General features: G+C 63.4%; 29 protein-coding genes. 17 read left to right on the plus strand and 12 right to left on the minus strand.

Translation table 11 applies throughout. The annotated features are described in order from the left end of the window. Window positions 1-116: 116 nt before the first annotated feature. Both BN2154_RS04620 and trhA read right to left on the minus strand, forming a co-directional pair. Window positions 117-1004, minus strand: a complete 888-nt coding sequence (locus BN2154_RS04620) for a DegV family protein (protein ID WP_050617712.1) — start codon at window positions 1002-1004, stop codon at window positions 117-119. Window positions 1005-1024: 20 nt separating this feature from the next. Further along, window positions 1025-1774: a PAQR family membrane homeostasis protein TrhA gene (gene trhA, locus BN2154_RS04625; RefSeq protein WP_050617713.1), complete on the minus strand. Its 750-nt coding sequence runs from the start codon at window positions 1772-1774 to the stop codon at window positions 1025-1027. A gap of 174 nt (window positions 1775-1948) precedes the next feature. Here trhA and BN2154_RS04630 point away from each other — a divergent pair, with 174 nt between their 5' ends. Beyond that, window positions 1949-2500, plus strand: coding sequence for a ferritin-like domain-containing protein (locus BN2154_RS04630; protein ID WP_094762363.1), 552 nt, complete (start codon window positions 1949-1951; stop codon window positions 2498-2500). Between the two features lie 137 nt (window positions 2501-2637). Here the strand turns inward: BN2154_RS04630 and rplT are convergent, their stop codons facing one another. Genes rplT through infC form a run of 3 tightly spaced genes read right to left on the minus strand, consistent with a single transcriptional unit; the run spans window position 2638 to window position 3782 of the window. Further along, window positions 2638-2994: a 50S ribosomal protein L20 gene (gene rplT / locus BN2154_RS04635; RefSeq protein WP_050617715.1), complete on the minus strand. Its 357-nt coding sequence runs from the start codon at window positions 2992-2994 to the stop codon at window positions 2638-2640. A 35-nt stretch (window positions 2995-3029) separates the two neighbouring features. Continuing rightward, the gene (gene rpmI / locus BN2154_RS04640; RefSeq protein WP_050617716.1) at window positions 3030-3239 is read right to left on the minus strand and encodes a 50S ribosomal protein L35; all 210 of its coding nucleotides are present in this window, start codon (window positions 3237-3239) and stop codon (window positions 3030-3032) included. A 21-nt stretch (window positions 3240-3260) separates the two neighbouring features. After that, complete coding sequence (gene infC, locus BN2154_RS04645) at window positions 3261-3782, minus strand: translation initiation factor IF-3 (protein WP_050617717.1); 522 nt, start codon at window positions 3780-3782, stop codon at window positions 3261-3263. Between the two features lie 350 nt (window positions 3783-4132). On the opposite strand from infC, the gene BN2154_RS04650 reads away from it, so the two are divergent. Together BN2154_RS04650 and BN2154_RS04655 are read left to right on the plus strand one after the other, a co-directional pair. Then, entirely contained in the window at window positions 4133-4357 is a 225-nt protein-coding gene (locus BN2154_RS04650; RefSeq protein ID WP_050617718.1) for a hypothetical protein, read from the plus strand. Then, on the plus strand, window positions 4338-4649 hold the full coding sequence (locus tag BN2154_RS04655; RefSeq protein ID WP_050617719.1) for a YbjQ family protein: 312 nt from the start codon (window positions 4338-4340) through the stop codon (window positions 4647-4649). The genes BN2154_RS04650 and BN2154_RS04655 overlap by 20 nt, the downstream gene beginning before the upstream one ends. Before the next feature lie 94 nt (window positions 4650-4743). Here BN2154_RS04655 and BN2154_RS04660 read toward each other — a convergent pair whose 3' ends face one another. Both BN2154_RS04660 and BN2154_RS04665 read right to left on the minus strand, forming a co-directional pair. Further along, on the minus strand, window positions 4744-5082 hold the full coding sequence (locus BN2154_RS04660; RefSeq protein ID WP_050617720.1) for a hypothetical protein: 339 nt from the start codon (window positions 5080-5082) through the stop codon (window positions 4744-4746). Continuing rightward, window positions 5083-5382 carry a DUF2089 family protein gene (locus tag BN2154_RS04665; protein ID WP_050617721.1) on the minus strand — a complete coding sequence of 100 codons (300 nt, stop codon included), beginning with the start codon at window positions 5380-5382 and terminating at the stop codon, window positions 5083-5085. A gap of 237 nt (window positions 5383-5619) precedes the next feature. Here BN2154_RS04665 and BN2154_RS04670 point away from each other — a divergent pair, with 237 nt between their 5' ends. From BN2154_RS04670 to spoIIR, 6 genes are read left to right on the plus strand one after another with little or no spacing between them, the layout of a single operon-like run. Next, window positions 5620-6108, plus strand: coding sequence for an Lrp/AsnC family transcriptional regulator (locus BN2154_RS04670; protein WP_050617722.1), 489 nt, complete (start codon window positions 5620-5622; stop codon window positions 6106-6108). Continuing rightward, window positions 6105-7277 carry an aminotransferase class I/II-fold pyridoxal phosphate-dependent enzyme gene (locus BN2154_RS04675; protein WP_050617723.1) on the plus strand — a complete coding sequence of 391 codons (1173 nt, stop codon included), beginning with the start codon at window positions 6105-6107 and terminating at the stop codon, window positions 7275-7277. The genes BN2154_RS04670 and BN2154_RS04675 overlap by 4 nt, the downstream gene beginning before the upstream one ends. Before the next feature lie 16 nt (window positions 7278-7293). Continuing rightward, window positions 7294-7896, plus strand: coding sequence for a bifunctional phosphoserine phosphatase/homoserine phosphotransferase ThrH (gene thrH / locus BN2154_RS04680; RefSeq protein ID WP_050617724.1), 603 nt, complete (start codon window positions 7294-7296; stop codon window positions 7894-7896). A gap of 27 nt (window positions 7897-7923) precedes the next feature. Then, window positions 7924-9204: a DUF1015 domain-containing protein gene (locus tag BN2154_RS04685; protein ID WP_050617725.1), complete on the plus strand. Its 1281-nt coding sequence runs from the start codon at window positions 7924-7926 to the stop codon at window positions 9202-9204. A gap of 38 nt (window positions 9205-9242) precedes the next feature. Next, window positions 9243-10103, plus strand: a complete 861-nt coding sequence (ispE, locus tag BN2154_RS04690) for a 4-(cytidine 5'-diphospho)-2-C-methyl-D-erythritol kinase (protein ID WP_050617726.1) — start codon at window positions 9243-9245, stop codon at window positions 10101-10103. A gap of 55 nt (window positions 10104-10158) precedes the next feature. Continuing rightward, window positions 10159-10806 carry a stage II sporulation protein R gene (spoIIR, locus tag BN2154_RS04695; RefSeq protein WP_238074215.1) on the plus strand — a complete coding sequence of 216 codons (648 nt, stop codon included), beginning with the start codon at window positions 10159-10161 and terminating at the stop codon, window positions 10804-10806. A 38-nt stretch (window positions 10807-10844) separates the two neighbouring features. Here the strand turns inward: spoIIR and BN2154_RS04700 are convergent, their stop codons facing one another. Continuing rightward, complete coding sequence (locus tag BN2154_RS04700) at window positions 10845-12167, minus strand: sodium-dependent transporter (protein ID WP_050617727.1); 1323 nt, start codon at window positions 12165-12167, stop codon at window positions 10845-10847. 31 nt (window positions 12168-12198) lie between these two features. Beyond that, window positions 12199-13236, minus strand: a complete 1038-nt coding sequence (locus BN2154_RS04705) for a P1 family peptidase (protein WP_242853694.1) — start codon at window positions 13234-13236, stop codon at window positions 12199-12201. 164 nt (window positions 13237-13400) lie between these two features. Between BN2154_RS04705 and BN2154_RS04710 the strand changes: the two genes are divergently transcribed. Further along, entirely contained in the window at window positions 13401-15704 is a 2304-nt protein-coding gene (locus BN2154_RS04710; protein WP_094762364.1) for an ATP-dependent helicase, read from the plus strand. A 98-nt stretch (window positions 15705-15802) separates the two neighbouring features. Next, entirely contained in the window at window positions 15803-15949 is a 147-nt protein-coding gene (locus BN2154_RS16235; RefSeq protein WP_242853695.1) for a hypothetical protein, read from the plus strand. Between the two features lie 73 nt (window positions 15950-16022). Here BN2154_RS16235 and BN2154_RS04715 read toward each other — a convergent pair whose 3' ends face one another. Beyond that, window positions 16023-16511 (minus strand): HAD family hydrolase, encoded by a 489-nt coding sequence (locus tag BN2154_RS04715; protein ID WP_242853696.1) that lies wholly within the window; start codon window positions 16509-16511, stop codon window positions 16023-16025. Between the two features lie 152 nt (window positions 16512-16663). Then, entirely contained in the window at window positions 16664-17251 is a 588-nt protein-coding gene (locus BN2154_RS04720) for a DNA-3-methyladenine glycosylase (protein WP_050617728.1), read from the minus strand. A gap of 53 nt (window positions 17252-17304) precedes the next feature. Between BN2154_RS04720 and BN2154_RS04725 the strand changes: the two genes are divergently transcribed. The 6 genes from BN2154_RS04725 (at window position 17305) to BN2154_RS04750 (ending at window position 23912) form a co-directional block, all read left to right on the plus strand. After that, the gene (locus BN2154_RS04725; protein ID WP_050617729.1) at window positions 17305-18213 is read left to right on the plus strand and encodes a DMT family transporter; all 909 of its coding nucleotides are present in this window, start codon (window positions 17305-17307) and stop codon (window positions 18211-18213) included. Window positions 18214-18579: 366 nt separating this feature from the next. After that, window positions 18580-19623 carry an ABC transporter substrate-binding protein gene (locus BN2154_RS04730; protein WP_050617730.1) on the plus strand — a complete coding sequence of 348 codons (1044 nt, stop codon included), beginning with the start codon at window positions 18580-18582 and terminating at the stop codon, window positions 19621-19623. Between the two features lie 71 nt (window positions 19624-19694). Further along, the gene (locus BN2154_RS04735; RefSeq protein WP_050617731.1) at window positions 19695-20600 is read left to right on the plus strand and encodes an ABC transporter permease; all 906 of its coding nucleotides are present in this window, start codon (window positions 19695-19697) and stop codon (window positions 20598-20600) included. 1 nt (window position 20601) lies between these two features. Then, entirely contained in the window at window positions 20602-21402 is an 801-nt protein-coding gene (locus BN2154_RS04740; protein WP_050617732.1) for an ABC transporter ATP-binding protein, read from the plus strand. 651 nt (window positions 21403-22053) lie between these two features. Beyond that, entirely contained in the window at window positions 22054-22962 is a 909-nt protein-coding gene (locus tag BN2154_RS04745; RefSeq protein WP_050617733.1) for an SDR family oxidoreductase, read from the plus strand. Window positions 22963-23186: 224 nt separating this feature from the next. Continuing rightward, window positions 23187-23912, plus strand: a complete 726-nt coding sequence (locus BN2154_RS04750; RefSeq protein ID WP_050617734.1) for a FadR/GntR family transcriptional regulator — start codon at window positions 23187-23189, stop codon at window positions 23910-23912. 409 nt (window positions 23913-24321) lie between these two features. On the opposite strand, the gene BN2154_RS04755 is transcribed toward BN2154_RS04750, so the two are convergent. Then, the coding region (locus BN2154_RS04755; RefSeq protein WP_195892311.1) for an S-layer homology domain-containing protein at window positions 24322-25662 on the minus strand (1341 nt) is incomplete at its 5' end.

Raw genomic sequence — 25662 nt, forward strand, 5'->3', positions numbered from 1 at the left:
CTGCCGCCGCTTGTGCCGGAAGGAGAAGTCCTATCCTGCCCTGCGGCCCGGCGGCCCGCAGGTACTTATGAAACAAGCCCCCGGGAGCACATAATTGCTCCCGGGGGCTTGCCGCGTCAATCCGTCCGCTTATCACCCCAGAAGAAGAGAGCCACGGTGCCTGGGCCGGTATGGGCGCCGATCACCGTGCCTACGCTGTTGATGACCACCCGCCCGTCCAGACTGGGGAAGCGGGCCTCCACCAGGTCGGCTACCGCCCGAGCGTCCTCCGGACAGGCCGAGTGGCACAGGAAGCACTTGCCGCAGTAGGCTGCGCCGCCTTGGGCGTGCTCAGCCATCTTCTGGACCATGCGCTGGATGACCCGGCTCTTGCTGCGGACCTTTTCCCGGGGGAGCAGGCGGCCCAGATGGTCCATGTTCAGCAGAGGGCAGATGCCCAGCAGAGTCCCCACCGCCGCCGCTGTGGGAGAGATGCGGCCGCCCCGCTTATAGCTGGTCAGGTCGGTGGAGAAGAACCAGTGATGTACCTCCAGCTTGTGGGCCTCCAGCCAGTCGGCCAGCTGATCCAGGCCGGCCCCGGCCTTCCGGCGCTCCCAGGCGGCGTCCAGCAGCAGCCCGTAGCCCGAGGAGGCCCCCAGGCTGTCCACCACGCGGATGCGCCGCTCCGGGAAGCGGGCCTCCAGTTCATCCCGGGCAATGCAGGCGGACTGCCAGGCCCCGGACAGCCCACTGGATAGCGACAGATGCAGGATGTCCTGCCCGGCCTCCAGAAAAGGTGTGAAAAAGGCCTTGAACTCCTCCACATTCACCTGGGAGGTGGTGGGGGTGGCCCCTGCGGCGATGCGGGCGTAAAAGGTGGGAAAGGGAAGGCTCTGCCCCAGGTCGTCGGGGTACTCCTTCCCGTCCATCTGCACATGGAAGGGGACGTAGGGAATGCATTTCTCCTGAAAGTAGTCCGCGCTCAGGTCTGCAGTGGAGCAGCAGGTCAGTTGATAGGAATCCATAAGACAATCCTCCTGATGTGTTAAAGGTAAACGATCACACGGTACATGAGGAAGAAGTGGGCGATGCTGCCCAGCAGGATAAAGACGTGGAAGATCTCGTGACAGCCGAAGCGGGGGTTGTTCCGTCCGGGCCACTTGACGGCGTAGAGCACGCCGCCGACGGTGTAGAGGCCGCCGCCCAGAAACAGCCAGAAAAAGCCGGCGGAGGGCAGATACTTCAGCAGGGCGGGCAGCATGAACACCGCCATCCAGCCCATGAAGATGTAAATGCCGGAGGTGACCCACCGGGGGGCGTTGATCCACAGCAGCGCCATGACGGTGCCGGCTGCGGCCAGCGCCCAGACAATGGCGGTCATGGTCCGGCCCCAGGCGGGGGGCAGGGCGATGAGGCAGATGGGGGTATAGCTGCCCGCAATGAGAAAGTAGATGGAGATGTGGTCGTACTTCCGCAGGGCAATACGGCCTTTCACGTCGGTATTCAGGCAGTGGTAAAGGGTGCTGGCGGTGTAGAGGCCGATCATACTGGCGGCATAGACGGCAAAGGGGACCAGCCGCCAGGCCGCACCGGTCTGCACTGTCCGCAGCAGCAGGAGGACAGCTCCCAGAATGCCCAGGCCCACGCCGGCGCCGTGGGTGACGGCCGACCAGGGGCGCAGCCCGTCATAGGGGTCCCTTCCCTTCTCCTCGCGCAGCCGCCGGGCCTTGGGGCGGGGGAGGTCAAAGCGGCAGCGCTGATATTCCATGCGTTCGTCCATAAGAATCACCTGCATCCAAGCTTGATGGACTTAGTATACCACCATCTCTTGCCAAATATCAATATAAAAAACAATGAAATATAATTTTTAATATTAGATTTAAGACGGCGCAGAGGGAAGAACACGTATGGGACGTGCCGGAGAATTCATAGGAATGGAGGGAGGAGACCAAATAAAAGGAGGATGGTCATGGAGGGATATGGATACAGCGCGGACGAGTACTGTGTGCCGGAGCCCTATCCGCCAGTACAGGCGGTAGGCAAGAACCGGCGGTATGCCGAAGCTATGCTGGATAATGTGGGGGGTAGCAACTCAGAGATGTCGGCAGTGGCTGTGTATGTATACGACCACTTGGTGACGGCGGAGCTGCCCGAGGTGGCGGATGCCTTTCGCGGAATTGGCGCGGTGGAGATGCGCCATCTGGAGATTTTCGGTACGCTGGCCCGTCAGATGGGGGAGGACCCCCGGCTATGGGGCAGCGGACAGGGGGGACGCAAGAGCTGGTGGTCGCCGGGGTACAGCCAGTATGTCCAGCGGCTGGGTCCATTGATCCGCGGGGCGGTGAAGGTGGAGAAGGCGGCCATCCGAAAGTACAAGGCCCAGCTCCGCTGGATCGCCGACCCCAACATCCAGGAGAATCTGCGGCGCATCATCGCGGATGAAGAGCACCACCTGAAGATCCTGGCCCGGCTTTACGACACCCATGTGGGGCGGATGGAGCCGTATCCCGGGAGCGTCTGAAAACAGTTTCATCCACCGGGGCAATTTGCTATAATGTTCCATGAAAAACAAATATGCGGCAGCATGCGGGGATCACGCCCTTTTTCCATTCAAAAAGCGCCCCGCTCACAGAGCGGGGCGCTTTTGATCGAAGGGATTTATGCCAGCTTGGCCTTGGCCATCTCGGTCAGGGCGGTGAAAGCGGCCTTGTCGTTGACGGCCAGCTCAGCCAGCATTTTACGGTTGATCTCCACACCGGCCTTCTTCAGTCCGTTCATAAAGGTAGAGTAGTTCATGCCGTTCATCTTGCAGGCGGCGGAGATACGGGTGATCCACAGGGAACGGAAGTCACGCTTCTTCAGGCGGCGGCCGGTGTAGGCGTACTTCAGGGACTTCATGACCTGCTCGTTGGCCATCTTGAAGTGCTTGCTCTTGGCGCCCCAATAGCCCTTCGCCAGCTTCAGGATCTTATTTCTTCTCTTGCGCGTCATCATCGCGCCTTTGACTCTAGCCATTGTCGATTAGCCTCCTATGTTATGGTAAATGATTCTTATTTATAGGGGATCATGCGCTTGATGGCGGACTCGTTGGTCTTATCCGCGTAAGCGCCGGCGCGGAGACCGCGCTTGCGCTTGGTATCCTTGCCGTGACCGTTGAGGAGGTGGGACTTGAAGGCGTGGGCGCGCTTCACCTTGCCGCTCTTGGTCAGGTTGAATCTCTTTTTCGCCCCGCTGTGGGTTTTGAGCTTGATCTTAGCCATATCGGTTTGACTCCCTTTCAGTTACTTTTTGACGTCCTTGGAGACCTTCGGAGACAGGAACATGTTCATGTGGCGGCCTTCCTGCTTGGGCTCCTTGTCCATGGTGGCCATCTCGGCGCAGTCCTCCGCAAACTTGAGCAGGAGCTTTCTGCCGATGTCGGTGTGGGCCATCTCGCGGCCGCGGAAACGGACGGTGACCTTGACCCGGTCGCCCTCGGACAGGAATTTTTGAGCGTTCCGGAGCTTGACGTTGAAATCGTTCACGTCGATGCCCGGGGACATGCGCACCTCTTTGATCTCTACGACGCGCTGATTTTTTCTGGCTTCCTTCTCCCGCTTCTGCTGCTCGAACTTGTACTTGCCGTAGTCCATCAGCTTGCAGACCGGGGGATTGGCCGTGGGCGAGATTTTCACCAGGTCCAGGTCCGCTTCAGCGGCCCGTTCCAGGGCCTCGCGGGTGGACAGGATGCCCAACTGCTCGCCGGTGGCGGAAATCAGACGGACCTCGCGGTCCCGAATCTCGTCGTTGATCTGATGACTCATGTTGCTGATACGAAAGCACCTCCCATTCGTGGTTCGCGATATAAAATGAAAAACGCGGACACCCGGAAGGGTACCCGCTGCAAAAACACGCCAAAACCACGCCGTTAGCCGGCGGATCTCAGTATGCCCATGTTGACCCCTTCGCCATACGCTGGGGGTGAGGACGGTGGTACCCGTTCCTTCTTTATTTTACTGAGATAGTATATCAGCCTTGAGCACGGTTGTCAAGGGAAAATCCCCCGCTTTTTCAGGCGGTTTTCCCCCAATTTGGCTTGACAAGGGGCGCGGAACCGGGTATAATTCATTTAGACAAAAATCTAAATAATGAGGCATGGAATGGAGGCCGTACCATGAAGAAGGGAAAGCTGGCAGCGCCCATCGTGATCTCCGTGCTGGTGGGCCTTTGGCTGCTGGGCTATGCGGTGCTGATTTTTCTGGTGCCGGCCATCCCGCTGTGGATCAAGCTGCTGGGCGCCGTAATCCCCCTGGCGCTGCTGGGAGTCACCATATACGTGCTGTGTGAGCGCATCAAAGAAATAAGGAGCGGTGAAGAAGATGATCTTGACAACTACTGAACAGATCTCCGGCCGGGAGCTGGAGACCCTGGGCCTGGTCCGGGGAAGCACCATCCAGTCCAAAAACATCGGCAAGGACATCACGCAGGGCTTCAAGACCCTGGTGGGCGGAGAGCTGAAGGCCTATACCGAGATGATGAACGAGGCCCGGGCCCTGGCCACCAAGCGGATGGTGGAGGAGGCGGAGGCCATGGGGGCCGACGCGGTGGTCTGTATGCGCTACGCCTCCGCCGCCGTGATGCAGGGGGCGGCCGAGGTCATCGCCTACGGCACCGCCGTCAAATTCCGGTAAAACCGGGGAAGAGAGTGTCGCAAACGTGGCTCGCCACTTTTGCGACAGGCTCAGCGGACCGCCTCAGGCGGTCCGCTTTTTTGCATATGCATTCTCAGAGATCCTGAATATTCATCCGGTCCACGCCCCTCTGTTCCACGTATTTGCGCCGGGTGCTGCGGTAAACGGCGCAGAAGACCAGAGTGGGGAGATTGAGGACGGCCAGCGCCAGCAGGGGGATCAGAATGACCGGCAGCGCTGTGAGGTCGGCCGTGTTGAACAGCAGCACGGCGGAGACGCACAGGGAGCTGAGGAACGAGAGGATGGGCAGCGCCCGACCGGGCCAGGGGCTCTCCAGCTTGGCCAGGAAATACTCCAGCACGGCCAGCAGGCCGGTGGGGAGAATGAGGCAGAGCAGAAGCATGACCGGGATTAGAACCGTGGCAAATCGCATTTATGGGTCCTCCTTTTGTCGTTTGTATTCCTGGATCAGGAGCTTGGCGGCCTCGAAGTCCACCTTGTCGTTGACGGCCAGCCGCTTGATGAGAGCCACATAGGGATCGGCGGCCTGATCCTCCCCCAGTTTGATCTTCTGGATCAGCCGGTCCAGCCGCAGGCGGACGGTAGGATAGCTCACCCTGTACCGGCCTGCCACCTCCTTGAGGGACCCGGAGCACAGCAGGAAATTCCGGATGAAGGACACGTCTTCCTCGTCCAGCTCGGCCATCCACTCCGGTAGGACGGAGATTGACATTTTATACCCCCTATTTAATTTTGATTTTAACAAAATTAATATAGCATTAAATAAAATAAAAGTCAAGGGGCGGTTTTGACGGGCGATTCCCCACAGCTTGCAAATGGAAGGCTGGATCTTCATTTGACCACTTGCCGATTGGCCCCAAAGCGTGTATAATATCTGACTAACCACATTTTGCGGGAAAGGGCCCCCGTTCCAGGGACGGAGGGCGTCCCGAGACGGGAGGAAAGCTGTATGACCGACAACAACAAATTGCTCAAGCTCTTGGAGGAGGACTGCACCTACACCCAGGAGCAGTTGGCATCCATGGCCGATATGCCTCTGGAGGACGTAAAGGCGGCAATCAAGCGGTACGAAGAGGAAAAGATCGTCCTGGGTTACAAGGCCATTGTAGACTGGGACCGCACCCAGGAGGAGTCGGTCACGGCCCTCATCGAGGTGAAGGTGACCCCCCAGCGCAACGAGGGCTTCGACCGGGTGGCCGAGCGCATCTACCAGTATGACGAGGTGGAGAGCGTCTATCTGATGTCCGGCGCGTTTGACCTGACGGTCATCATCTCCGGCCGCACCCTGAAGGAGGTGGCCCAGTTTGTGGGCCAGCGTCTGGCCCCCCTGGAGGGCGTCACCGCCACCGCCACCCACTTTATCCTGAAGAAATATAAGGAAAAGCATCTCATCTTTGAGAAGCGGCAGGAGCAGGAGAGGGAGTGGATCTTCGTATGAATTACGACGGGATCATGTCCAGCCGAATCCAGCAGGTCCAGCCCTCCGGCATCCGGAAATTTTTCGACATCTTGGAGGAGATGAAGGACGCCATCTCCCTGGGGGTGGGCGAGCCCGATTTCGTCACCCCCTGGCACATCCGGGACGCGGGCATCTACTCCCTGGAAAAGGGGTTCACCAAGTACACCTCCAACGCCGGCATGGCCGAGCTGCGCCGGGAGATCGCCGCCTATCAGGAGCGGCGCTTCCGCCTGCACTATGACTTTGCCAGCCAGATCATCGTCACCGTAGGCGGCAGCGAGGCCATTGATCTGGCCCTGCGCTGCCTCATCAACCCCGGGGACGAGGTCATCATCCCCGTGCCCTCCTTCGTGTGCTACGGCCCGCTGACCAGCATGGCGGGCGGCACCCCGGTCTTTGTGGAGACCAAGGCGGAGGATGAGTTCCGGCTGACCCCCGACCAGCTCCGGTCCGCCATTACGCCCCGGACCAAGGCCCTGGTGCTGCCCTTCCCCTGCAACCCCACCGGCGGCATCATGGACCGGGAGGACCTGGAGGCCATTGCCCAGGTCCTGCGGGGCACCGACATCATGGTCGTCTCCGACGAGATCTACGCCGAGCTGACCTATGGCCAGCACCATGTCTCCCTGGCCAATCTCCCCGATATGTACGAGCGTACCCTTGTGGTCAACGGCTTTTCCAAGAGCCACGCCATGACCGGCTGGCGCATGGGCTACGTCTGCGGCCCCGCCCCCATCGTCAAGCAGATGCTCAAGCTCCACCAGTTTGGCATCATGTCGGCTCCCACCACCAGCCAGTACGCCGCCATTGAGGCCATGCGCAACGGCGACCACGACATTGAGAAGATGCGCGACGAGTACGACGGCCGCCGCCGGTACTTAGTGGAGGGCCTGCGCCGCATCGGCCTGCCCTGCTTTGAGCCCAGGGGAGCCTTTTACGTCTTCCCGGACATCCGCCCCACCGGCCTGAGCTCGGAGGAGTTCTGCGAGCGGTTCCTGATGGAAGAGAAGGTGGCGGTCATCGCCGGAAACGCCTTCGGACCCAGCGGCGAGGGCTTTGTGCGCTGCTGCTACGCCACCTCCATGAAGGATCTGTCCGAGGCGCTGACCCGGATGGAGCATTTCCTGGCCAACCTGAAAAAGAAGTAGGAGAGGAGCAACCACCATGAATCTCGTATGTCTGGATATGGAAGGCGTGCTGGTGCCGGAGATCTGGATCGCCTTTGCCGAGGCCAGCGGCATCCCGGAGCTGAAGCGCACCACCCGGGACGAGCCGGACTACAACAAGCTGATGCAGTACCGGCTGGCCATCCTGAAGGAGCACGGCCTGGGCCTGAAAGAGATTCAGGCCACCATCGCCAAAATCGACCCCCTGCCCGGGGCCAAGGCGTTCCTGGACGAGCTTCGCACCCTCACCCAGGTCATCATCCTCAGCGACACCTTCGAGCAGTTTGCCAAGCCCCTGATGGAAAAGCTGGGCTGGCCCACCCTCTTCTGCAACACCCTGGAGGTGGCCCCCGGCGGGGAGATCACCGGCTTTCGGATGCGCTGCGCGCAGTCCAAGCTGACCACGGTGAAGGCGCTGCAGTCCATCGGCTACGAGACCATCGCCAGCGGGGACAGCTACAACGACCTGGGTATGATCCAGGCCAGCAAGGCGGGCTTCCTGTTCAAGAGCACGGACAAGATCAGGGCCGACCACCCGGAGCTGCCCGCCTATGAGGAATTCAGCGACCTGCTGGCCGCCATCAAGGCCGTTCTGGACTGAGAAGAGACGCGAGAGGGGGAAAACCATATGGACGAGCGATTCCAGGGCCTGGGCTTTTACCCGGCCGACATCCTTTTGCCCCGGGACTGCGACCTGACCAAGTGGGCGGTGGTGGCCTGTGACCAATACACCTCTCAGCCGGAGTATTGGCAGCGGGTGGAATTTTTCGTGGGCAACGCTCCCTCCGCCCTTCATCTGATCCTGCCGGAGAGCTCCCTGGAGGGCCCCAGCGTGGAGACCGACATTCTGGACATCAACAACACCATGAGCCGCTATCTTCGGGAGGGGCGCTTCCGCACCCTGGAGCACGCCATGATCTATGTGGAGCGTACGCTGGAGAGCGGCCGGGTCCGCCGGGGCGTGGTGGGCATGGTGGACTTAGAGCAGTACGACTACGAGCCGGGGGCCGACACCCTGATCCGGGCCACCGAGGGTACGGTGCTCAGCCGCATCCCACCCCGGGTGGCGGTACGGAAGAACGCCCCCATCGAGCTGCCCCACGCCATGGTCCTCGCCGACGATCCGGGCCGGACCGTCATCGAGCCTCTGACCGCCCTCCGGGACCGGCTGGAGCCGGTCTACGACTTCGAGCTGATGGAGCATTCCGGCCACCTGCGGGGCTGGCTGCTGGGGGAGGCGGAGCAGGGGGCGGTGGCCGCCGCCCTGCGGGCCCTGTCCGACCCCGCCGCCTTCCACGCCCGCTACGGCACGAAGGATAAGCCCGTCATGCTCTACGCCATGGGGGACGGCAATCACTCTCTGGCCACCGCCAAGGCCTGCTATGAGCGGCAGAAGACCCTGGTCCCGGAGGACCGGCGGGCCGCCCTGCCCGCCCGGTATGCCCTGGTAGAGCTGGTCAACCTCCACGACGACTCCCTGGAGTTTGAGCCCATCCACCGGGTGCTCTTCGGCGTGGACCCCGGGGCCCTGCTGGCCGACCTGACCGCCGCCTTCCCCGGCGCTTACGCCGGCACGGGGGAGGGCCACGTCCTGCGCTATGTGTGGGAGGGGGGCTCCGGGGCAGTCACCGTGCCCCAGCCGGCCCACCAGCTCCCGGTGGGCACCCTCCAGGCCTTCCTGGACGGCTGGCTGGAGAGCCACCCCGGCCGCCTCGACTACATCCACGGGGCCGACGTGGTGCGGGAGCTGGCCGCCCGGCCGGGCAATCTGGGCTTCCTGCTGCCCGCCATGGCCAAGGAGGAGCTCTTCCCCACCGTCATCCACGACGGGGTGCTCCCCCGCAAGACCTTCTCCATGGGCGAGGCCCAGGACAAGCGGTTCTATCTGGAGGGGCGGAAGATCCGCTGAATCCCGCTACATAGCATAAAACGAGGGGGAAACGCGCCATGCCCATCCTGACTGCCCTGGCCCATGCCAAACTGAATCTGACCCTGGACGTGCTGGGGCGGCGGAGCGACGGCTACCACGACCTGCGCATGGTGATGACCTCGGTGGCCCTGGCCGACGTCATTACCCTGGAGACGGGGACGGGGGACGGGGTGCGAGCCTCCGCCAATCTGGGCTTTCTCCCCACGGGCGAGAAGAACCTGGCGGCCTCCGCTCTGCTGCGGTTCCAGGAGGCCACCGGCCGGGACCTGGGCGGCGCGCATATTTCCCTGGAAAAGCACATCCCGGTCTGCGCCGGGATGGGAGGCGGCAGCTCCGACGCCGCCGCCGTCCTCCGGGCCCTCAACGACTGCACCGGGGCGGGCCTGTCTCTTCCGGAGCTGGCCCGGGTGGGGGAGGCGGTGGGCTCCGACGTGCCCTACTGCGTGTTGGGCGGCACCGCCCTGGCGGAGGGACGGGGGGAGGTCCTCACGCCGCTGGCCCCGCTGCCCCGCTGTACGGTGGTAGTGTGTAAGCCGAACTTTTCCATCTCCACCCCGGAGCTCTTCCGGCAGATCGACAGCGTGCGCCTGCGCCACCACCCGGACACCGACGGGATGCTCGCCGCCCTGGAGGCCGGAGACCTGGGCGGGGTGGCCCGGCGGGTCTACAACGTCTTTGAGGACGTGCTCCCCCCCCGGCTGCGGGCTGAGGTGGCCGCCATCCGGCAGCTTCTGGTGGGCCATGGTGCCCTGGGGGCGGGTATGAGCGGCACCGGCCCCACGGTATTCGGACTCTTCGACTGCGCTGCCGGAGCTGAGCGGGCCCGGCGGGAGCTCGGGGAGACCTATCGGGACACTTTTTTGACGGAAACGGTATAAAATAAAACATCACCGTCCACAATGTAGGCAATTACATAGTGGAAGGTGATTTTTTATGGATACCGCAATGCTGAGAGAACGGGGCCGCCTGCGCCGGTGGGAGCTGGCCCTTCTGGTGGGAGTGGCCGCGGCCCTCCTGGCGGGGGTGTGGCTGGATCGGGAGCAGGCCGCCCTGTCGGACAAGGTGATCCGGCTGCATGTGATCGCCAACTCGGACACGGAGGCCGACCAGGCCCTGAAGCTCCGGGTCCGGGACCGCATCCTGGAGGAGGCCGCCGGGTATTTTCAGGCGGGGCAGACGGTGGAGGAGGCGGCGGCGGAGCTGACGGAGTATCTGCCCGCGCTGGCCGAGGCCGGAGCCCAGGTGGTCCGGGAGGCCGGGTACGACTATCCGGTGTCCGCCTCCCTGGAGCCCAACGTCTGGTTCCCCACCAAGACGTACACCGATTTTTCCCTGCCCGCCGGGAGCTACACCGCCCTGCGCATCGTCATCGGGGAGGGGGAGGGCCGCAACTGGTGGTGCGTGGTGTTCCCGCCCCTGTGCCTGGGCTCGGTGACCGAGACGGTGGAGGAGACTGCCTGCACCGGCGGGTTCACCCGGTCGGAGGTCGCCCTCATTACCGGCGAAACCGAGGGCTATGTGGTCAAGTTCAAGGCCATGGAGCTGTGGGACGAGTTCAAGGAGTGGACCGGCCGGTGGTAACAACAGCGCGGACCGCAGGAGCGGTCCGCGCTGCTGTTTTATCCGATCCCGCCGTATACGATGCCCAGCACCCATACGGCGGCGGTGAGCACCACGTAGAGGTGGGCCAGAAGGCCGAATCCCCTCCACAAAGGCCGTTCCCGGCCCAGCATGAGCTCCTGCCGCAGGGGGCCCAGCCCCAGCACCCAGTAGATGAACACCGCACCCAGCACGGCCCCGAAGGGGGCGATATAGATGGTGATCAGGTCCATCCAGGCCCCCATGTCGGGCAGAGCCTCCAGGAAGAGGCCCACCCCAAAGACCACCGCTCCCACCAGAAGGGTGGACAGAGTGCGGGGCAGCCCCAGCCCCTGGCCCAGACAGTCGCTCACCGCCTCCAGCATGTTGATGAGGGAGGTGATGCCGGCGAAGAGGACCGAGAGGAAGAAGAGCATCGCCAGCACCCGGCCGCCGGGCATCTGCTGAAAGACCCGGGGGAGGGTGATGAACATAAGGGCGGGCCCCGAGTTGGGGGCGATGCCGAAGGAAAAGACCGCCGGAAGGATGGCGAAGCCCGCCAGCAGGGCGGCCAGCGTGTCCAGCAGGGCGGTCATCACCGAGTGGTGGACAATGTCCTCGGACTTTTTCATGTAGCTGCCATAGATGAGCATCCCAGCCCCGTTGATGGACAGGGAGAAGAAGGCCTGTCCCATGGCCATGACCCAGGTCTCGGGCTTCCGGAGGAAGCTCCAGTCGGGGGCCAGCAGGTAGCGGTAGCCTGCCGCGGCGCCGGGAAGAAAGGCCACCCGCACGGCGATGATCAGAAAGAGCAGGAAAAAGACCGGCATCATGAATTTGCTGATTTTCTCGATGCCGGCGGATACCCCCAGGATGAGGATGACCGCCGTGGCGGTCACGGCGATGAGGTGCCAGGGGACGGAGCCGAAGGAGACGGCCAGCGTTCCGAAGTAGTCCGCCGCATCGGTGGTCAGCACCGCCCCGGTGAGGGAGCCCACGGTGTAGTTGAGCACCCAGCCCACCACCACGGAGTAGCCGATGGCGATGCCCAGCACGCCCAGGACGGGGAGGATGCCGATCAGGCTCCCGCCCCGTCTGCCCCGGGTCTGGAGGGCGTAGTCAAAGGCGCCGCGGGTACCGCAGCCGGTGAGCCGCCCCAGGGCAAACTCGCCGGAGAGACCTACATAGGAAAACAGGGCCACAAAGAGAAAATAGGGAACCAGAAAGGCCCCGCCGCCGTATTGCCCCACCCGATAGGGGAAGAGCCAGATGTTGCCCATGCCCACGGCGGAACCCACCGCCGCCAGGATGACGCCGATGGAGCTGTTGAACTTGCTGTTAGAACACCTTTGTCCTTGCCTCATGTCTGCCTCCAAATACTTCTTTTTAGGAGCCCTACGGCCTCCAGAGATCGGTGAGGGCCACGGCCCTGTGGCCCTGCCAGCCCACCACCGTCCGGGCGGTGAGCAGGGAGTTGAGTACGGCCTCCTCAGCGCACTCCGCCGCCGCCCGGAAGGGCCCGTCCAGCTTTTCCTCGTGGAAGGCGGAGACCGGACGCACGGCGTTCTCCGCCTGAACCTGGAAGGGATTGGCGGTGGAGAAGGCGAGAAAGACCTCGCCGCTGCCGTGGCCGACGTAGGAGCCCATCCGGGCCAGGCCCACGCTGATGCGCTGGGCCACCCGGCCCAGTTGCCGGGCGTCCAGGGGCAGGTCGGTAGCCAACACCGCCAGGAGGGAGCCCTGGTCGGCCTTGCGGGTCTCCAGCCTTTGGGCCAGCGCGGGGCCGATACGGCGCCCACAGACCGTCAGGTCGGACAGCACACCGTGATTGGACTGGACCAGAAGGCCCATCGTATAGATCCGCCCGTCGTATTCCAGCACCCGGGAGGCGGAGCCGATGCCTCCCTTGAGACCATGGCAGATGGTGCCCTTGCCCGCGCCCACATCCCCCTCGTCAAAATCCGGGGCGGCGGCAGCCAGGGCGGCGAAGACCTGCTCCCGACCCACGCAGCGCTCCGCAATGCGGTTGAGAGTGGCGTCGTTGCACTCCCCCACCACGGGGTTCACTGAGTGCAGCTCCACCCCCTCCGCCTGGCACCGCTGGAGCATATATTCCACGATGGCGTCGTGGACCAGCCCCACGTTGAGGGTGTTGGTCAGGGCAATGGGGGTCTCCAGCGTCCCCAGCTCGGACAGTTGCATCAGGCCGGTGGTCTTGCCGAAGCCGTTGTACTGGCACACGGCGGCGGGCAGCTTGTGAGTAAAGGGGTTCTGGGACCCGGGGAGCACCACCGTCACCCCGGTCTTGTGGTCGGAGGTGTCCACCGTGCAGTGACCCACCAGTACGCCGGGCACGTCGGTGATTTTGTTCCGGGGGCCAGTGGGCAGCGAGCCCACCGTCAGGCCGCAGTCCCGGGCGCGCATCGGAATCATGGAGCATTCCTCCTTGGGATGGAGTCCAGACCATTTTATCAGGATACCCCGGCCCTGTAAAGTGGTATACTGGGAGGAAAGGAGGAATCCTGATGCAGGAGCGGGCGTAGCCCGGGGTCCTTGACCAGCCGGCGGTTTTATTATACAATAACTACTATTGTCACATGAGAAAAGGACCTGGTGAGAACATGCTGAATCAAGAACAGGAGCTGCGGTTTTGCAGGGCGCGCCGGGCGGTCATCGGGCTGGACTTTCCCACCCTGAACCCGGAGCAGCGCAGAGCCGCCCTGGCCACGGAAGGCCCACTGCTGCTGCTGGCCGGAGCGGGCAGCGGCAAGACCACCGTGCTCATCCACCGCGTCGCCAATCTGATGAAATATGGAAGGGGCTCGGACTCGGACGAGGTGCCCGGCTGGGTGACCGAGGACGACCTGGCCTTTCTGGAGGCCTATGCCGCCCACCCTCTCCCCGACGGCAAACCGGAGGCGGAAAGGCTGTGTAAGCTGGAGCCCGCCATGCCCTGGTCCATCATCGCCATCACCTTCACAAACAAGGCGGCCGGGGAGTTGAAGGAGCGGTTGGAGCGGATGCTGGGCCCCACCGCCAACGACGTGTGGGCCTCCACCTTCCACTCCGCCTGCGTGAAGATTCTGCGCCGGGACATCGAGAAGCTGGGCTTTGACCGCTCCTTCACCATCTACGACTCCGCCGACTCCGAGCGGGTGGTCAAGGATGTGCTGAAGGACCAGCGCATCGACGATAAGGCCTTTCCCGCCCGGTCGGTGCTCTCCGCCATCTCCCGGGCCAAGGATTCCATGCTCTCCGGACCGGAGTACCTGGCCCAGTGCGAAAAGGCGGGGGATTTCCGCCTGACCAAGATCGCCAAGGTCTACGTGGAGTATGAGCGCCGCCTCCGGGAGGCCAACGCCCTGGATTTCGACGACCTGATCCTGGACACGGTGCGTCTGCTGCGGGACTTTGAGGACGTGCGCGGCTACTACCAGAACAAGTTCCGCTATGTGCTCATCGACGAGTATCAGGACACCAACAACCTCCAGTACCAGTTGGCCGCCCTGCTGGCGGGGAAATGGGAGAACATCTGCGTGGTGGGCGACGACGACCAGTCCATCTACCGCTTCCGGGGGGCCACCATCGAGAACATCCTCTCCTTTGAGCACCAGTATCAGGGGGCCCGGGTCATCCGGCTGGAGCAGAACTACCGCTCCACCCAGAACATCCTGGGGGCCTCCAACGCGGTGATCCGCAACAACCAGGGCCGCAAGGGCAAGGAGCTGTGGACCGACCACGCCGCCGGCGACAAGGTCCAGGTCTACACCGCCATGAACGAGAGCGACGAGGCCCAGTACGTGGCGGCCCAGATCCTGGGGGATTTCGCCCAGGGCCGCCGCTGGAAGGACCACGCAGTGCTCTACCGGATGAACGCCCAGTCCAACCAGATTGAGCAGGCCTTCAAGCGCAACGGCGTGCCCTACCGCATCATCGGCGGCACCCGGTTCTTCGACCGGGCGGAGGTCAAGGACATGCTGGCCTACCTGTGCGCGGTGAACAACCCCGCCGACGACCTGCGGCTGGTGCGCATCCTCAACAACCCGCCCCGGGGGATCGGGCCCGCCACCGTCCAGCGGGCCCAGGCCATCGCGGCGGCGGAGCACCGCCCGGTGTGGGAGGTCATCCGGAACGCCCGGGCCTACCCCGAGCTCCAGAAGGCCGCCGCCCGGCTGGCTCAGTTTGCCGATCTGATGAGCGGTCTGCGCCGCCAGGCGGTGGAGCTGCCCCTGCCTGACTTCTACGAGGAGGTGGTGAGCAGGACCGGCTATGCCGTCATGCTGGAGGCCAAGGACACGGTGGAGGACCGGACCCGGCTGGAAAACGTGCGGGAGCTTTTGACCTCCATTAACAGCTACATAGAGGATGCGGAGGGGGAGCCCACCCTGGCGGGCTTCCTGGACACCATTGCCCTGTATACCGATCTGGACAACCACGATCCCAACGAGGACTGCGTGGTGATGATGACCATGCACGCCGCCAAGGGGCTGGAATTCCCCGTGGTCTTTGTGGTCGGCGTGGAGGAGGGGATCTTCCCTGGCATTCGGGCTATCGGCGAGACCGAGGAGATGGAGGAGGAGCGGCGGCTGTGCTACGTGGCCATGACCCGCGCCAAGGAGCGGCTCCATCTCACCTGCGCCAGCCAGCGCATGCTCTTCGGCCGCACCAGCGCCAACCGGCCCTCCCGCTTCGTAGGGGAGATCCCCGCTGAGTATGTGCAGGCAAGCGGCCGCAGCTATTGGTCCGCCCCGGACGACGACGCGGCCGGGCGGTGGACCGCCCCAAGCACGCGGAGCCCGTCTGCGGACCGGCCGAGCGCCTACGGCTGCCTCTTCTACACATCTTTCCCCACCCAGACGTACACCGATTTTTCCCTGCCAGATCGGAAGAGCGCCGTGTAGGGTCTCCCCGGAGATCGCCGTCCGCCCCGCGGGGCGGCCTGGGACGGCCGGAGACAAAAGCACCCGCAAGCCTGCCCTCCTTCCAGAAGGGGGACGCGGTGGTCCACAGGGCCTTCGGCACCGGCATGATCCTCAACGTGACCCCCATGGGGGGCGACGCCCTGGTGGAGATCGCCTTCGACAAGGGTGGCACCAAGCGGCTGATGCTCAAATCCGCCGCCCAGCACATGTCCAGGGCGGAATGAAAAACGGGCGGCCTTTGGCCGCCCGACGGAGACTGTCGAACCAGTGGCGCAGCCACTGGTTCGACAGTCTCCGTCACATCAGCAGTTCAGTGAAGCTCCGGAGGTATCGGTGGCTGTTTTCCCGCACCTGGTCCTGATAATTCTCATAGAAGGGGTCGTATACCCCCACCACCGTCATGCCCACGCCCTTGGCGGCGGCGCAGTTAGCGGGGGCGTCCTCATAGAGGGTGCAGTCGGCGGGGGCCACCCCCAGCCGCTGGGCGGTCAGCGTGAATACTCTGGGGTCCCGCTTCTCCATGCCCAGGTCCTGGGCGAAGACGATGGCCTCGAACCAGTCGGCCAGGCCGTGGTGAGCCAGCGCCGAGCGGCACAGCTCCGGCACGCAGGCGGTGACCAGGGCCATCCGCTCCCCCCGGTCCCGGCATCGGGCCAAAAATTCCCCCGCCCCGGGCTTGAGGGGCACCCTGGCGTAGGCGTCCGCCGCCATGGACAGCCACTCGTCCATGATTTCCTGGGTGGAGAGGTCCATATGGTAGTAATCCCTGGTGTACTGGGCCGCCACGGGAAAGATGGAGTGGCCGACGGTGTAGGCGTACTGTTGGTGGGGGCAGGGTGGCGGCCCAGAAAGGCCAGGTCCACCTCCACCCAGATGCCGTTGGAGTCGATGAGGGTGCCGTCCAGATCGAATAAAAGCAAACGATTCACGTCCTTCTGCTACAAATAAAACCGCCACGGAAAGTCCACGGCCTCCTCGGCATAGTCGATGCCGATGCGCTTGCCCACATGGATGTCCGCCGGAGGGGCCTCTCCGGCGTCCCACAAAAACAGCTCGTCCCCGGTGAGGTCCAGGCCGTTCTGGGCCCGGGTCAGGTCCAGGGCCCGGCATACTTTGCCGGGGCCGTTGAGGAAATTCTTTTTCTGATAGGGGGTCAGCTCCGCCAGGGCCTTGCCGAAGCGGTTGCGCGCCAAAAACTCCGCGCCCTCCGCCGCCTCCAGGCCCCGGAGCAGCACGGCGCTGGGGGTGCCGGCGGGCTCGGTGACGAAATTGAGGCAGTGGTACATACCGTAGATGAGGTAGATATAGGCGGTGCCGGGCGGGGCATAGAGGGTCTCGGTCCGGGGAGTCCGCCGCCCGCCGTAGGCGTGGCAGGCCTTGTCCACCGCCCCCACGTAGGCCTCGGTCTCGGTGATGCGCCCAGCCAGCCAGAGACCGTGCCAGCGCCGCACCAGATATTTGCCCAAAAGCGCCCGGGCGGTCTGCACGGTGTCACGGTCATAAAAGTCCCGGCTCAGTTTTCCCACGGTTCCACCTCCCCGCTTTTGTATCTTACCACGTTGAAGGAGACAATACAACGATGAACGAGACTCTGCTGAAAAAGCTGGCAAAGCCCATGCTGATCCTGGCTCCCGTGATCTGGGGCAGCTCCTTCGTGGTGATGAAGCATTCGCTGGACAGCTTCACCCCCTTCTACCTGCTGGCCTTCCGATTCACGGCGGCGGCCGTCCTGCTGGGCCTGGCCTGCTGGAAATCCTGGCGGGCGATGGACCGGAACTATCTGAAAAGCGGACTCATCATCGGTACATTTTTGTTTTTGGCCTATGCCTTCCAGACCTTCGGCCTGGACCGTACCACCTCGGGCAAAAACGCGTTCCTGACGGCGGTATATTGTGTCATCGTGCCTTTTTTATACTGGCTCATCGCCGGGCGGCGGCCGGACAAGTGGAACATTCTGGCCGCCTTTATCTGCATCGCGGGCATCGGTATGGTGGCGCTGACCACCAAGGGCTCCGGCGGGCTGGCCGTCAATCTGGGGGACATGCTTACCCTGGCGGGCGGATTCTTCTTCGCCGCCCACATCGTGGCGGTGAACAAGTTTGCCGAAGGCCGGGACATCTTCCTCATCACGGTGCTCCAGTTCGCGGTGTTTGCCGCCTGGTCCTGGATCGGAGCCCTGGTCTTTCGGGAGCCCTTCCCCGCTGGACTGTCCGGCGGCGCGGTATTCGCCATGGTCTATCTGGTGGTCTTTTCCTCCTGTGGAGCCCTGCTGTTCCAGAACATCGGGCAGAAGTACACGGCTCCTGCCACGGCGGCGGTGCTCCTCAGTCTGGAGGCCCCCTTCGGCGTACTGTGCTCCATCCTGGTGGGAGAAGAGAACCTCAACGCCGTCATGGTCCTGGGCTTTGTGCTGATCTTCCTGGCGGTGGTCTGCTCGGAGACCAGGTTTGAATTCCTGCGAAAAAAGACCCTCGAAAAAAAGGGTTGACAACCCGCCCCGTCCTGCGTATAATAACCCACAAGTAAATCATCCAAACCAGTGACGAAGAGAAGTAACCGGCCAGTCCCAATCTTTAGCGAGCTCCGGACGGTGGAAGCGGGGCGTGCGGGAACCGGTGAATGGACTTCGGAGGGCGGCTTGAACGGGTCCGCAGGACTCCAGTAGATGCCGACGGGTCCCCACCCGTTATCCATCGGGCACGCATGATGGTGCGTGAAGCGAGTGGACGCGCAGGCGTCAATTTGGGTGGTATCGCAGAAGCTGGAACGGCTTTTGTCCCATAGGGGGACAAAAGCCGTTTTTCTTTTGCTGGCTCCATCTGCCGCCCAATACTCAAAAAAGGAGAAAAACACCATGAAGAAGCTGAATCTGAAGAAGTTGCTGTCTCTGACCGCCGCCGTTGCCCTGACCCTGTCCCTGGCCGCCTGCTCCGGAGGGACCGCCTCCAGCCCCTCGCCCTCCGCCTCCGCGCCCGCGGGGAGCGCCCCGGCCGCGGGGGAGGGCTACAAAGTGGCGGTGGTGAAGCAGCTCGACCACGCCTCTATGGATGAGATCGCCAACGCCATCACCGGCCGGCTGGACGAGATCGCCGCCGAGAAGGGCGCGGAGATCACCTATCAGGTGTTCAGCGGCCAGAACGACCAGAGTACCCTGACCCAGATTGGGTCCCAGATCGTGGCGGACGGGTACAGCGCCATTGTCCCCATCGGCACCCTGGCTGCCCAGGTCATGGTGGTGGCCGCCGAGGACAGCAAGATCCCCGTCATCTTCGCCGCCGTCAGCGATCCGGCCTACAACGACCTGACCGGCATCGACTACCTCACCGGCACCAGCGACGCCCTGAACACCGAATTTATCCTGGATATGATGCTGGCCCAGAACCCGGATACCGCCAAGGTGGGCCTGCTCTACTCCAAGTCCGAGACCAATTCCGCCACCCCCATCGCCGAGGCCAAGACCTATCTGGACGGCAAGGGCATCGCCTATGTGGAGGCCACCGCCAACACCAATGACGAGGTCATCGCCGCCGCCAGCTCCCTCATCGCCGACGGGGTGGACGCCGTCTTCACCCCCACCGACAACGTGGTCATGGCTGCCGAGCTGGCCATCTACGAGGACCTGGCCGCCGCCGGCATCCCCCACTACACCGGGGCCGACTCCTTCGTCCGTAACGGCGCCTTCGCCACCTGCGGCGTCAACTACACCGACCTGGGAGCGCAGACCGCCGATCTGGTGGAGCAGGCCCTCAGCGCGGGCATGGACGGCCTGGAGGACTTCTACAAGGTCTCCGGCGGCATCATCACCGTCAACACCGAGACCGCCGCCGCCCTGGGCGCCGACTACTCCGTGTTTGCCGACATGGGCGACCTGGTGGAGGTCACCACCACCGCCGAATAAAAACCGAACCATGGAAACGCCGCCCCCCGGCTCTAGCCGGGGGCGTCGGCGCGTGAAAGGGGCAGATTGCCGTGTTCTATATCGCCCAGACCGCCCTGGAACTGGGATTTCTGTATGCGCTGGTGGCCATGGCCCTCTTCCTCAGCTACCGGGTGCTGGACATCGCCGACCTGACTACCGACGGAGCCTTCGTCCTGGGGGCCGCCGTGTCGGTCTCGCTGGCCGCCGCGGGCCATCCTATGCTGGCCGTCCCCGCCGCCATGGCCGCGGGCGCCTGCGCCGGGTTCGTCACCGCTTTTCTCCAGACCAAGCTGGGGGTGCCTCCCATCCTGGCGGGCATCGTTACCAATACCGGGCTCTATACCGTCAACCTGATGGCTATGGGGTGGAAATCCAACGTCAGCCTGCTCAAGCAGGAGACGGTGTTTTCCCTGTTCCGGGCCACCGGCCTGGGCGGGGACTGGTATGAGACCGTCCTGGCCGCAGGGATCACCCTGCTTATGGGCGCCCTGCTGGTGAGCTTTCTGGGGACCCGGCTGGGCCTCAGCATCCGGGCCACCGGCGACAACCGGGATATGGTGCGGGCCTCCTCCATCAACCCCACCTTTACCGTCACCGTGGGCCTGTGCATCTCCAACTCCCTCACCGCCCTGTCCGGCGCGGTGGTGGGCCAGGCCCAGAAGAGCGCCGACATCAACGGCGGCACCGGCATCGTGGTCATCGGCCTGGCCTGCCTCATCATCGGGGAGACTGTGGTGGGCCGGGGCTCTATGCGCCGGGGGGCGCTGGCCGTCATCGCGGGCAGCGTCCTCTACCGCTTCGTCTACGCCCTGGTGCTGCGCTCCCCCATCCCCATCGACTGCCTCAAGCTGGTTACCGCCATTGTGGTGGCGCTGGCCATCGCCGCCCCGTCCCTGAAGCAGTGGTGGGGCTTCCAGTGCCGCCGCCGGGCGGCCGCGGGAAAGGGGGGCGCGTGACATGCTGGAGCTGAAGCAGGTCTCAAAGACCTTCAATCCCGGCACCGTCAACGAGAAAACCGCCCTGGAGGGGGTGGACCTCCGGCTGGAGCCGGGGGATTTCGTCACCATCGTGGGCTCCAACGGGGCGGGGAAATCCACCCTGTTCAACGCCGTGGCCGGGGATTTCCTCATCGACGCGGGCAGCATCACCCTGGACGGGGCGGACATCACCTATCAGCCGGCCTACCGCCGCAGCCGCCGGATCGGCCGGCTGTTCCAGGACCCCATGCGGGGCACCGCCCCCCACATGACCATCGAGGAGAATCTGGCTCTGGCCTACCTGCGCACCGCCAAGCACCAGAGCTCCTTTTTCAGCCGGGTGTCCAAGGCCGACAAGGCCCTGTTCCGGGAACAGCTCGCCCGGCTGGGTATGGGGCTGGAGGACCGGATGCGCCAGCCGGTGGGATTGCTCTCCGGCGGCCAGAGGCAGGCGCTGACCCTGCTGATGGCCACCATGGTGCCGCCCAAGCTGCTGCTGCTGGACGAGCACACCGCCGCCCTGGACCCGGGAACGGCGGAGAAGGTGCTCAGGCTCACCCGGGAAATCGTGGAGGGGGAGCGCCTCACCTGCCTGATGATTACCCACAACATGAAAAACGCCCTGGAGCTGGGCAACCGCACCCTGATGATGGACGGCGGGCGCATCGTCTTAGACATTGGCGGAAGGGAGCGGGCGGGCCTCACGGTGGAGGACCTGCTGGAGCGCTTCCGGGCGGGTGTGGGCAAGGGCCTGGACAACGACCGCATCCTGCTTTCCTGAGCGGATCGTACAAAACGGAAAAGAGCCCCGACATCCCCAAAAGGACGCCGGGGCTTGTTTTCCATCGGGAGGGTAGGTACGCCGCCCGGAAGGGCGGCGGGGGCGTCAGCCCCAGCAGGTGCGTTGGGCGCTGGCTGCGGCGGACTCAGCCGTGACGGCGGCGGAGTTCCGGCAGACCTCACAGAGCCAGGCCGGGTCCCAGCCGAAATCGGAAGTATCGCAGTCGCGGTTCCGATTCCGGTTGCGGTTCCAGTCACAGTCGCGATCGCGGTCGCGGTCACGGTCACGGTCGCGGTCACGGTCACGGTCGCGGTCGCGGTCACGGTCGCGGTCGCGGTCGCGGTCACAGTCGCGGTCGCGGTCGCAGTCGCGGTCACAGTCGCAGTCGCAGTCGCGGTCGCAGTCGCGGTCGCAGCAGCATCTACACCCGCATCTGCAGCGGCACCCACAGCCGCACCTACATCCGCATCCGCAGCCCCAGTTAGAATTGTTACAGCACATGATGCATCCCTCCATTGATGGGTGGATAGGGGACCGGATTCCCCGTTCCACAGGATATCTTATGCGCCGGGACGACAGAATGCGACCGGAACCGCCAGAACCTTCCCGCATAGGATAGGATATGACAGCAGGAGGGAGCGACACGAGCCTATGTATCCAGCGTACCCTTACAGAGGTTACCGCAGAGAGTGTGAACAGGTGGGGCTGACCTTTCCGCCCCAGCATCAAGAGCGCCAGCCCGGCCTGGAATATCTCATGGACCCGCCGCCCCTTGCGGAGAATCCGGCGGTGCGGGGCAGCGGCAGACTGGCGGGAAAAGCGGCCCTCATCACCGGCGGAGACAGCGGCATCGGCCGGGCGGTGGCGCTGGCCTTTGCCCGGGAAGGGGCCGACGTGGCCATTTCCTACCTCAACGAGCACAAGGACGCCGCCGAGACCCGCCGCCGGGTGGAAGCCCAGGGCCGGGGCTGCCTGGTGCTGCCGGCGGATCTGCGGCTGGAGAGCGAGTGCGCCCGGACGGTGGGGAGGGTGATGGACCGGTTTGAGCGGCTGGATATCCTGGTGTGCAACCACGCCGTCCAGTATGTTCAGCCGAGCATCCTGGACATCGGAGCCGACCAGCTTTCCGACACCTTCCAGACCAATATCCTGTCCTATTTCTATCTGATCCAGGCCGCTCTGCCTGGGATGGAGCGGGGGAGCGCCATCATCACCACCACCTCGATTACCGCCTATCAGGGGGCGGAGCGGCTCATCGACTACAGCGCGACCAAGGGGGCTGTGGTCTCCTTGACCCGCTCTCTGGCCAGGGCTTTGGCGGGAGAGGGCATCCGGGTGAACGCCGTGGCTCCGGGGCCGGTGTGGACGCCGCTCCAGCCAGCCTCCCGACCGGCGGAGGAGCTGGAGACCTTTGGCTCCGGCACCGATGCCACACCCATGGGCCGGGCCGGCCAGCCCTTTGAGCTGGCCGAGGCCTACGTGTTCCTGGCCGCTCCGGATTCCGCTTTTATGACTGGACAGGTTCTCCATGTGGACGGGGGCTCTTTCGGATTTTCCTGACGGAACTGGAAATAAAAGGAGCCTTGTTGCTTCCTTGAAAATTTTGGGCAAAGAAATCCCTTCCAAATGTCAAAGGGGTATGCTATAATCATTAAAAATAGAGGCCGGAGTATGAGACACATAGGCAAAATGCACAGGCAGGAGAACGGACGGTCTCCCTATAACCATGTGGCAGCCGCCCGGCACACACAGAGAAATGATAAGGAAAGAGCTGAATCGGTGCCATGAGAGACAGTGTGGGCCAGGGGAAGGCCTATGAAAAGGTGATCGACTATATCCAGGGGGAGATTCTGAAGGGAGATCTGAAGCGGGGAGAGAAGCTCCCGCCGGAGAGGGAACTGGCCGAGCTGCTGGGCGTGGGGCGCAATTCCGTGCGGGAGGCCATGCGGACCCTGAGCCTGATGGGCTTCATCTCCAGCACCCAGGGAGCGGGAAATTTCGTATCCTGCAATCTGGAGAAAAACCTGGCCGAGTCCACCCGGATGATGATGATGCTCAACGAGACCGATTACCGGCAGATCAGCGAACTGCGGCAGGGCCTGGAGAGTCAGGCCATCCTGCTGGCTGCCGAGCGCATCGCCCAGGCGCAGCTTTCCCGGCTGGAGCAGATCGCCTGGGAGATGCGGGGGGCCGGAATGGAGCAGAGCGTGGCGCTGGACAAGGAACTCCACGGCATCATCGGAGAGGCATCGGGCAACCGGCTCATCATGGTGATCCTCCGCGCTCTGGCGGAGACCATCGACAGCTTTATCGACGACATGCACCGGCGCATTATGTCCAACGAGGATCTGGGTAAACGACTGCTGGATGCCCACCAGGGCATCGTGCTCGCACTGGTGGACCGGAACGGGCCGGAGGCGGTGCGGATGATGCGGGAACACTTCCGGGTGGTGGACGAGGCCATCTTCTCCCTGGTGCTCAACCAGGACGGTACACCCAAGACGGATTAAAGTTGTGTTCGTTGACGGCCTCCGTGAGCAGGCCTTTCACGTCGGGCAGGGCAAAAATCTTCTCGGCTTTTCGCTTCTCGACTTCCGTTTCGTATATGGTGCATACCTCCTGACAGATAGAATGGATGGATAGGATAGGAAAAGGGCCGTCTACTTCTCAGTAGACGGCCTGGCTGACGGTATGGGATTTTTCCGACCTTGCGGCGGTAGCTGCCTGCTGAAAGCAGATTGTTTCCGCTGCAAAGTTCTCGGGGATAGATGCGCAAGCGGTGCAAGGGGTGCAGCCCCTTGTGCGGAGCAACGCGACGCAAAACAGCCCGGACTTCATTAGTCCGGGCTGTTCGCTTCGCAGAGCGCACGATACAGGGCCTGCCCCTGTAGAAAAGTGCGCCATTCGGATTCGCTGCTCTCAGCCGTTATGACTCCGATAGAGGAAGGTGACGATCTGTGCGCGGGTGCAATCCGCATTGGGACTGAACGTAGCGGCGCTGGTCCCGCTGGTGATCCCCTTTGCCACGGCCCAGTTCACAGCGTCCGCATAGTAGGCGTCTGCCGCCACATCGGTAAAAACATTTACAGAGGCCACAGCGGGAGACTTCTGGGCACGCCACAGGAAGGTGACGATCTGCGCACGGGTACACTTGACATCGGGACTAAAGGTGGTGTCGCTGGTGCCCTTGGTAATGCCGTTCTCCACGGCCCACAATACCGCGTCGTGATAGTAGGCGTCCGCGGCAACATCCCCGAAGGGCATGGCGCCGCTCTTGGGGGAGGGGCTGCCTGCGGCTCTCCACAGGAAGGTCACAGCCTGGGCACGGGTACAGGCTGCGTCGGGGCTGAACATGGTGCCGGAGATGCCCTTCGTGATACCGTTCTCCACCGCCCAAATCACAGCGTCTTTGTAGTAGGCATCGTCGTTGACATCGGTGAAGGGATTCTCCGCGGTCTTTGTGAAGGTGGCTTTGACGGTCACAGCGGAAGCGGGCATGGTGAAGGTATATTTACCGTTCTTTTCGGTGAGCTTCACCTTGTCGCCGTTCTTGTCGGTGACTTTCAAAGTGTCCAGTTCATAGCCCTTATCGGGGGTGGCGGTTACGGTGATGGTGGTTCCCTTGCTGGCGCTCTTGCGGCTTGCGGTCGCACTGCCGTTTTCGGCATCGGCCACAGTAATGGCGTAGGATGTAGAGCCGCCGCTGTGGGAGCCGCCGGAAGAACCGCCGCCAGTGCGGGTCCAGTGAGCGTAAATGGTGCTGTTCTCAGTAAAGACGGTGGAGGTCGTTACCTTCTCGCCGCCGCTTACCGCGGTGTACCAGCCGTCAAAGGAGTAGCTGCCGCTGCGGGTCGGAGTAGGCAGATCGGACAGTCTGCCGTCTGTGCCGGTGATGGCGCTTGCCGGGGACACAGAGCCGCCGTTGGCGTCGAAGGTGACAGTGTACTCGGCGGGCTTCATGGCCTCACGGGTCCAGATGCCGGTGAAGGTCAGGCCGCCCTGGACCATCCCGACCTGGGTGTTGGGGGCAACATCGACGCCGTTTAGCTGCCAGGTCTGGAACTTCCAGATGTAATCGCCAACCACAACGTCCTCAGGCTTTGCCGCCGTCGTGACCTTCTGGCCGACGGAGTAGGTGTAGCTGTTGGTGGGCAGGGTGGCCATGACCACAGCAGGAACGCTGTTGTCATACCTGTAGGTGACGCCGTACTCGGCGGGCTTCACAGCCTCGCGGGTCCAGACGCCAGTGAAGATCCCGCC

The sequence above is a fragment of the Intestinimonas massiliensis (ex Afouda et al. 2020) genome, from assembly GCF_001244995.1.
In the GTDB taxonomy this organism is placed as follows: domain Bacteria; phylum Bacillota; class Clostridia; order Oscillospirales; family Oscillospiraceae; genus Intestinimonas; species Intestinimonas massiliensis.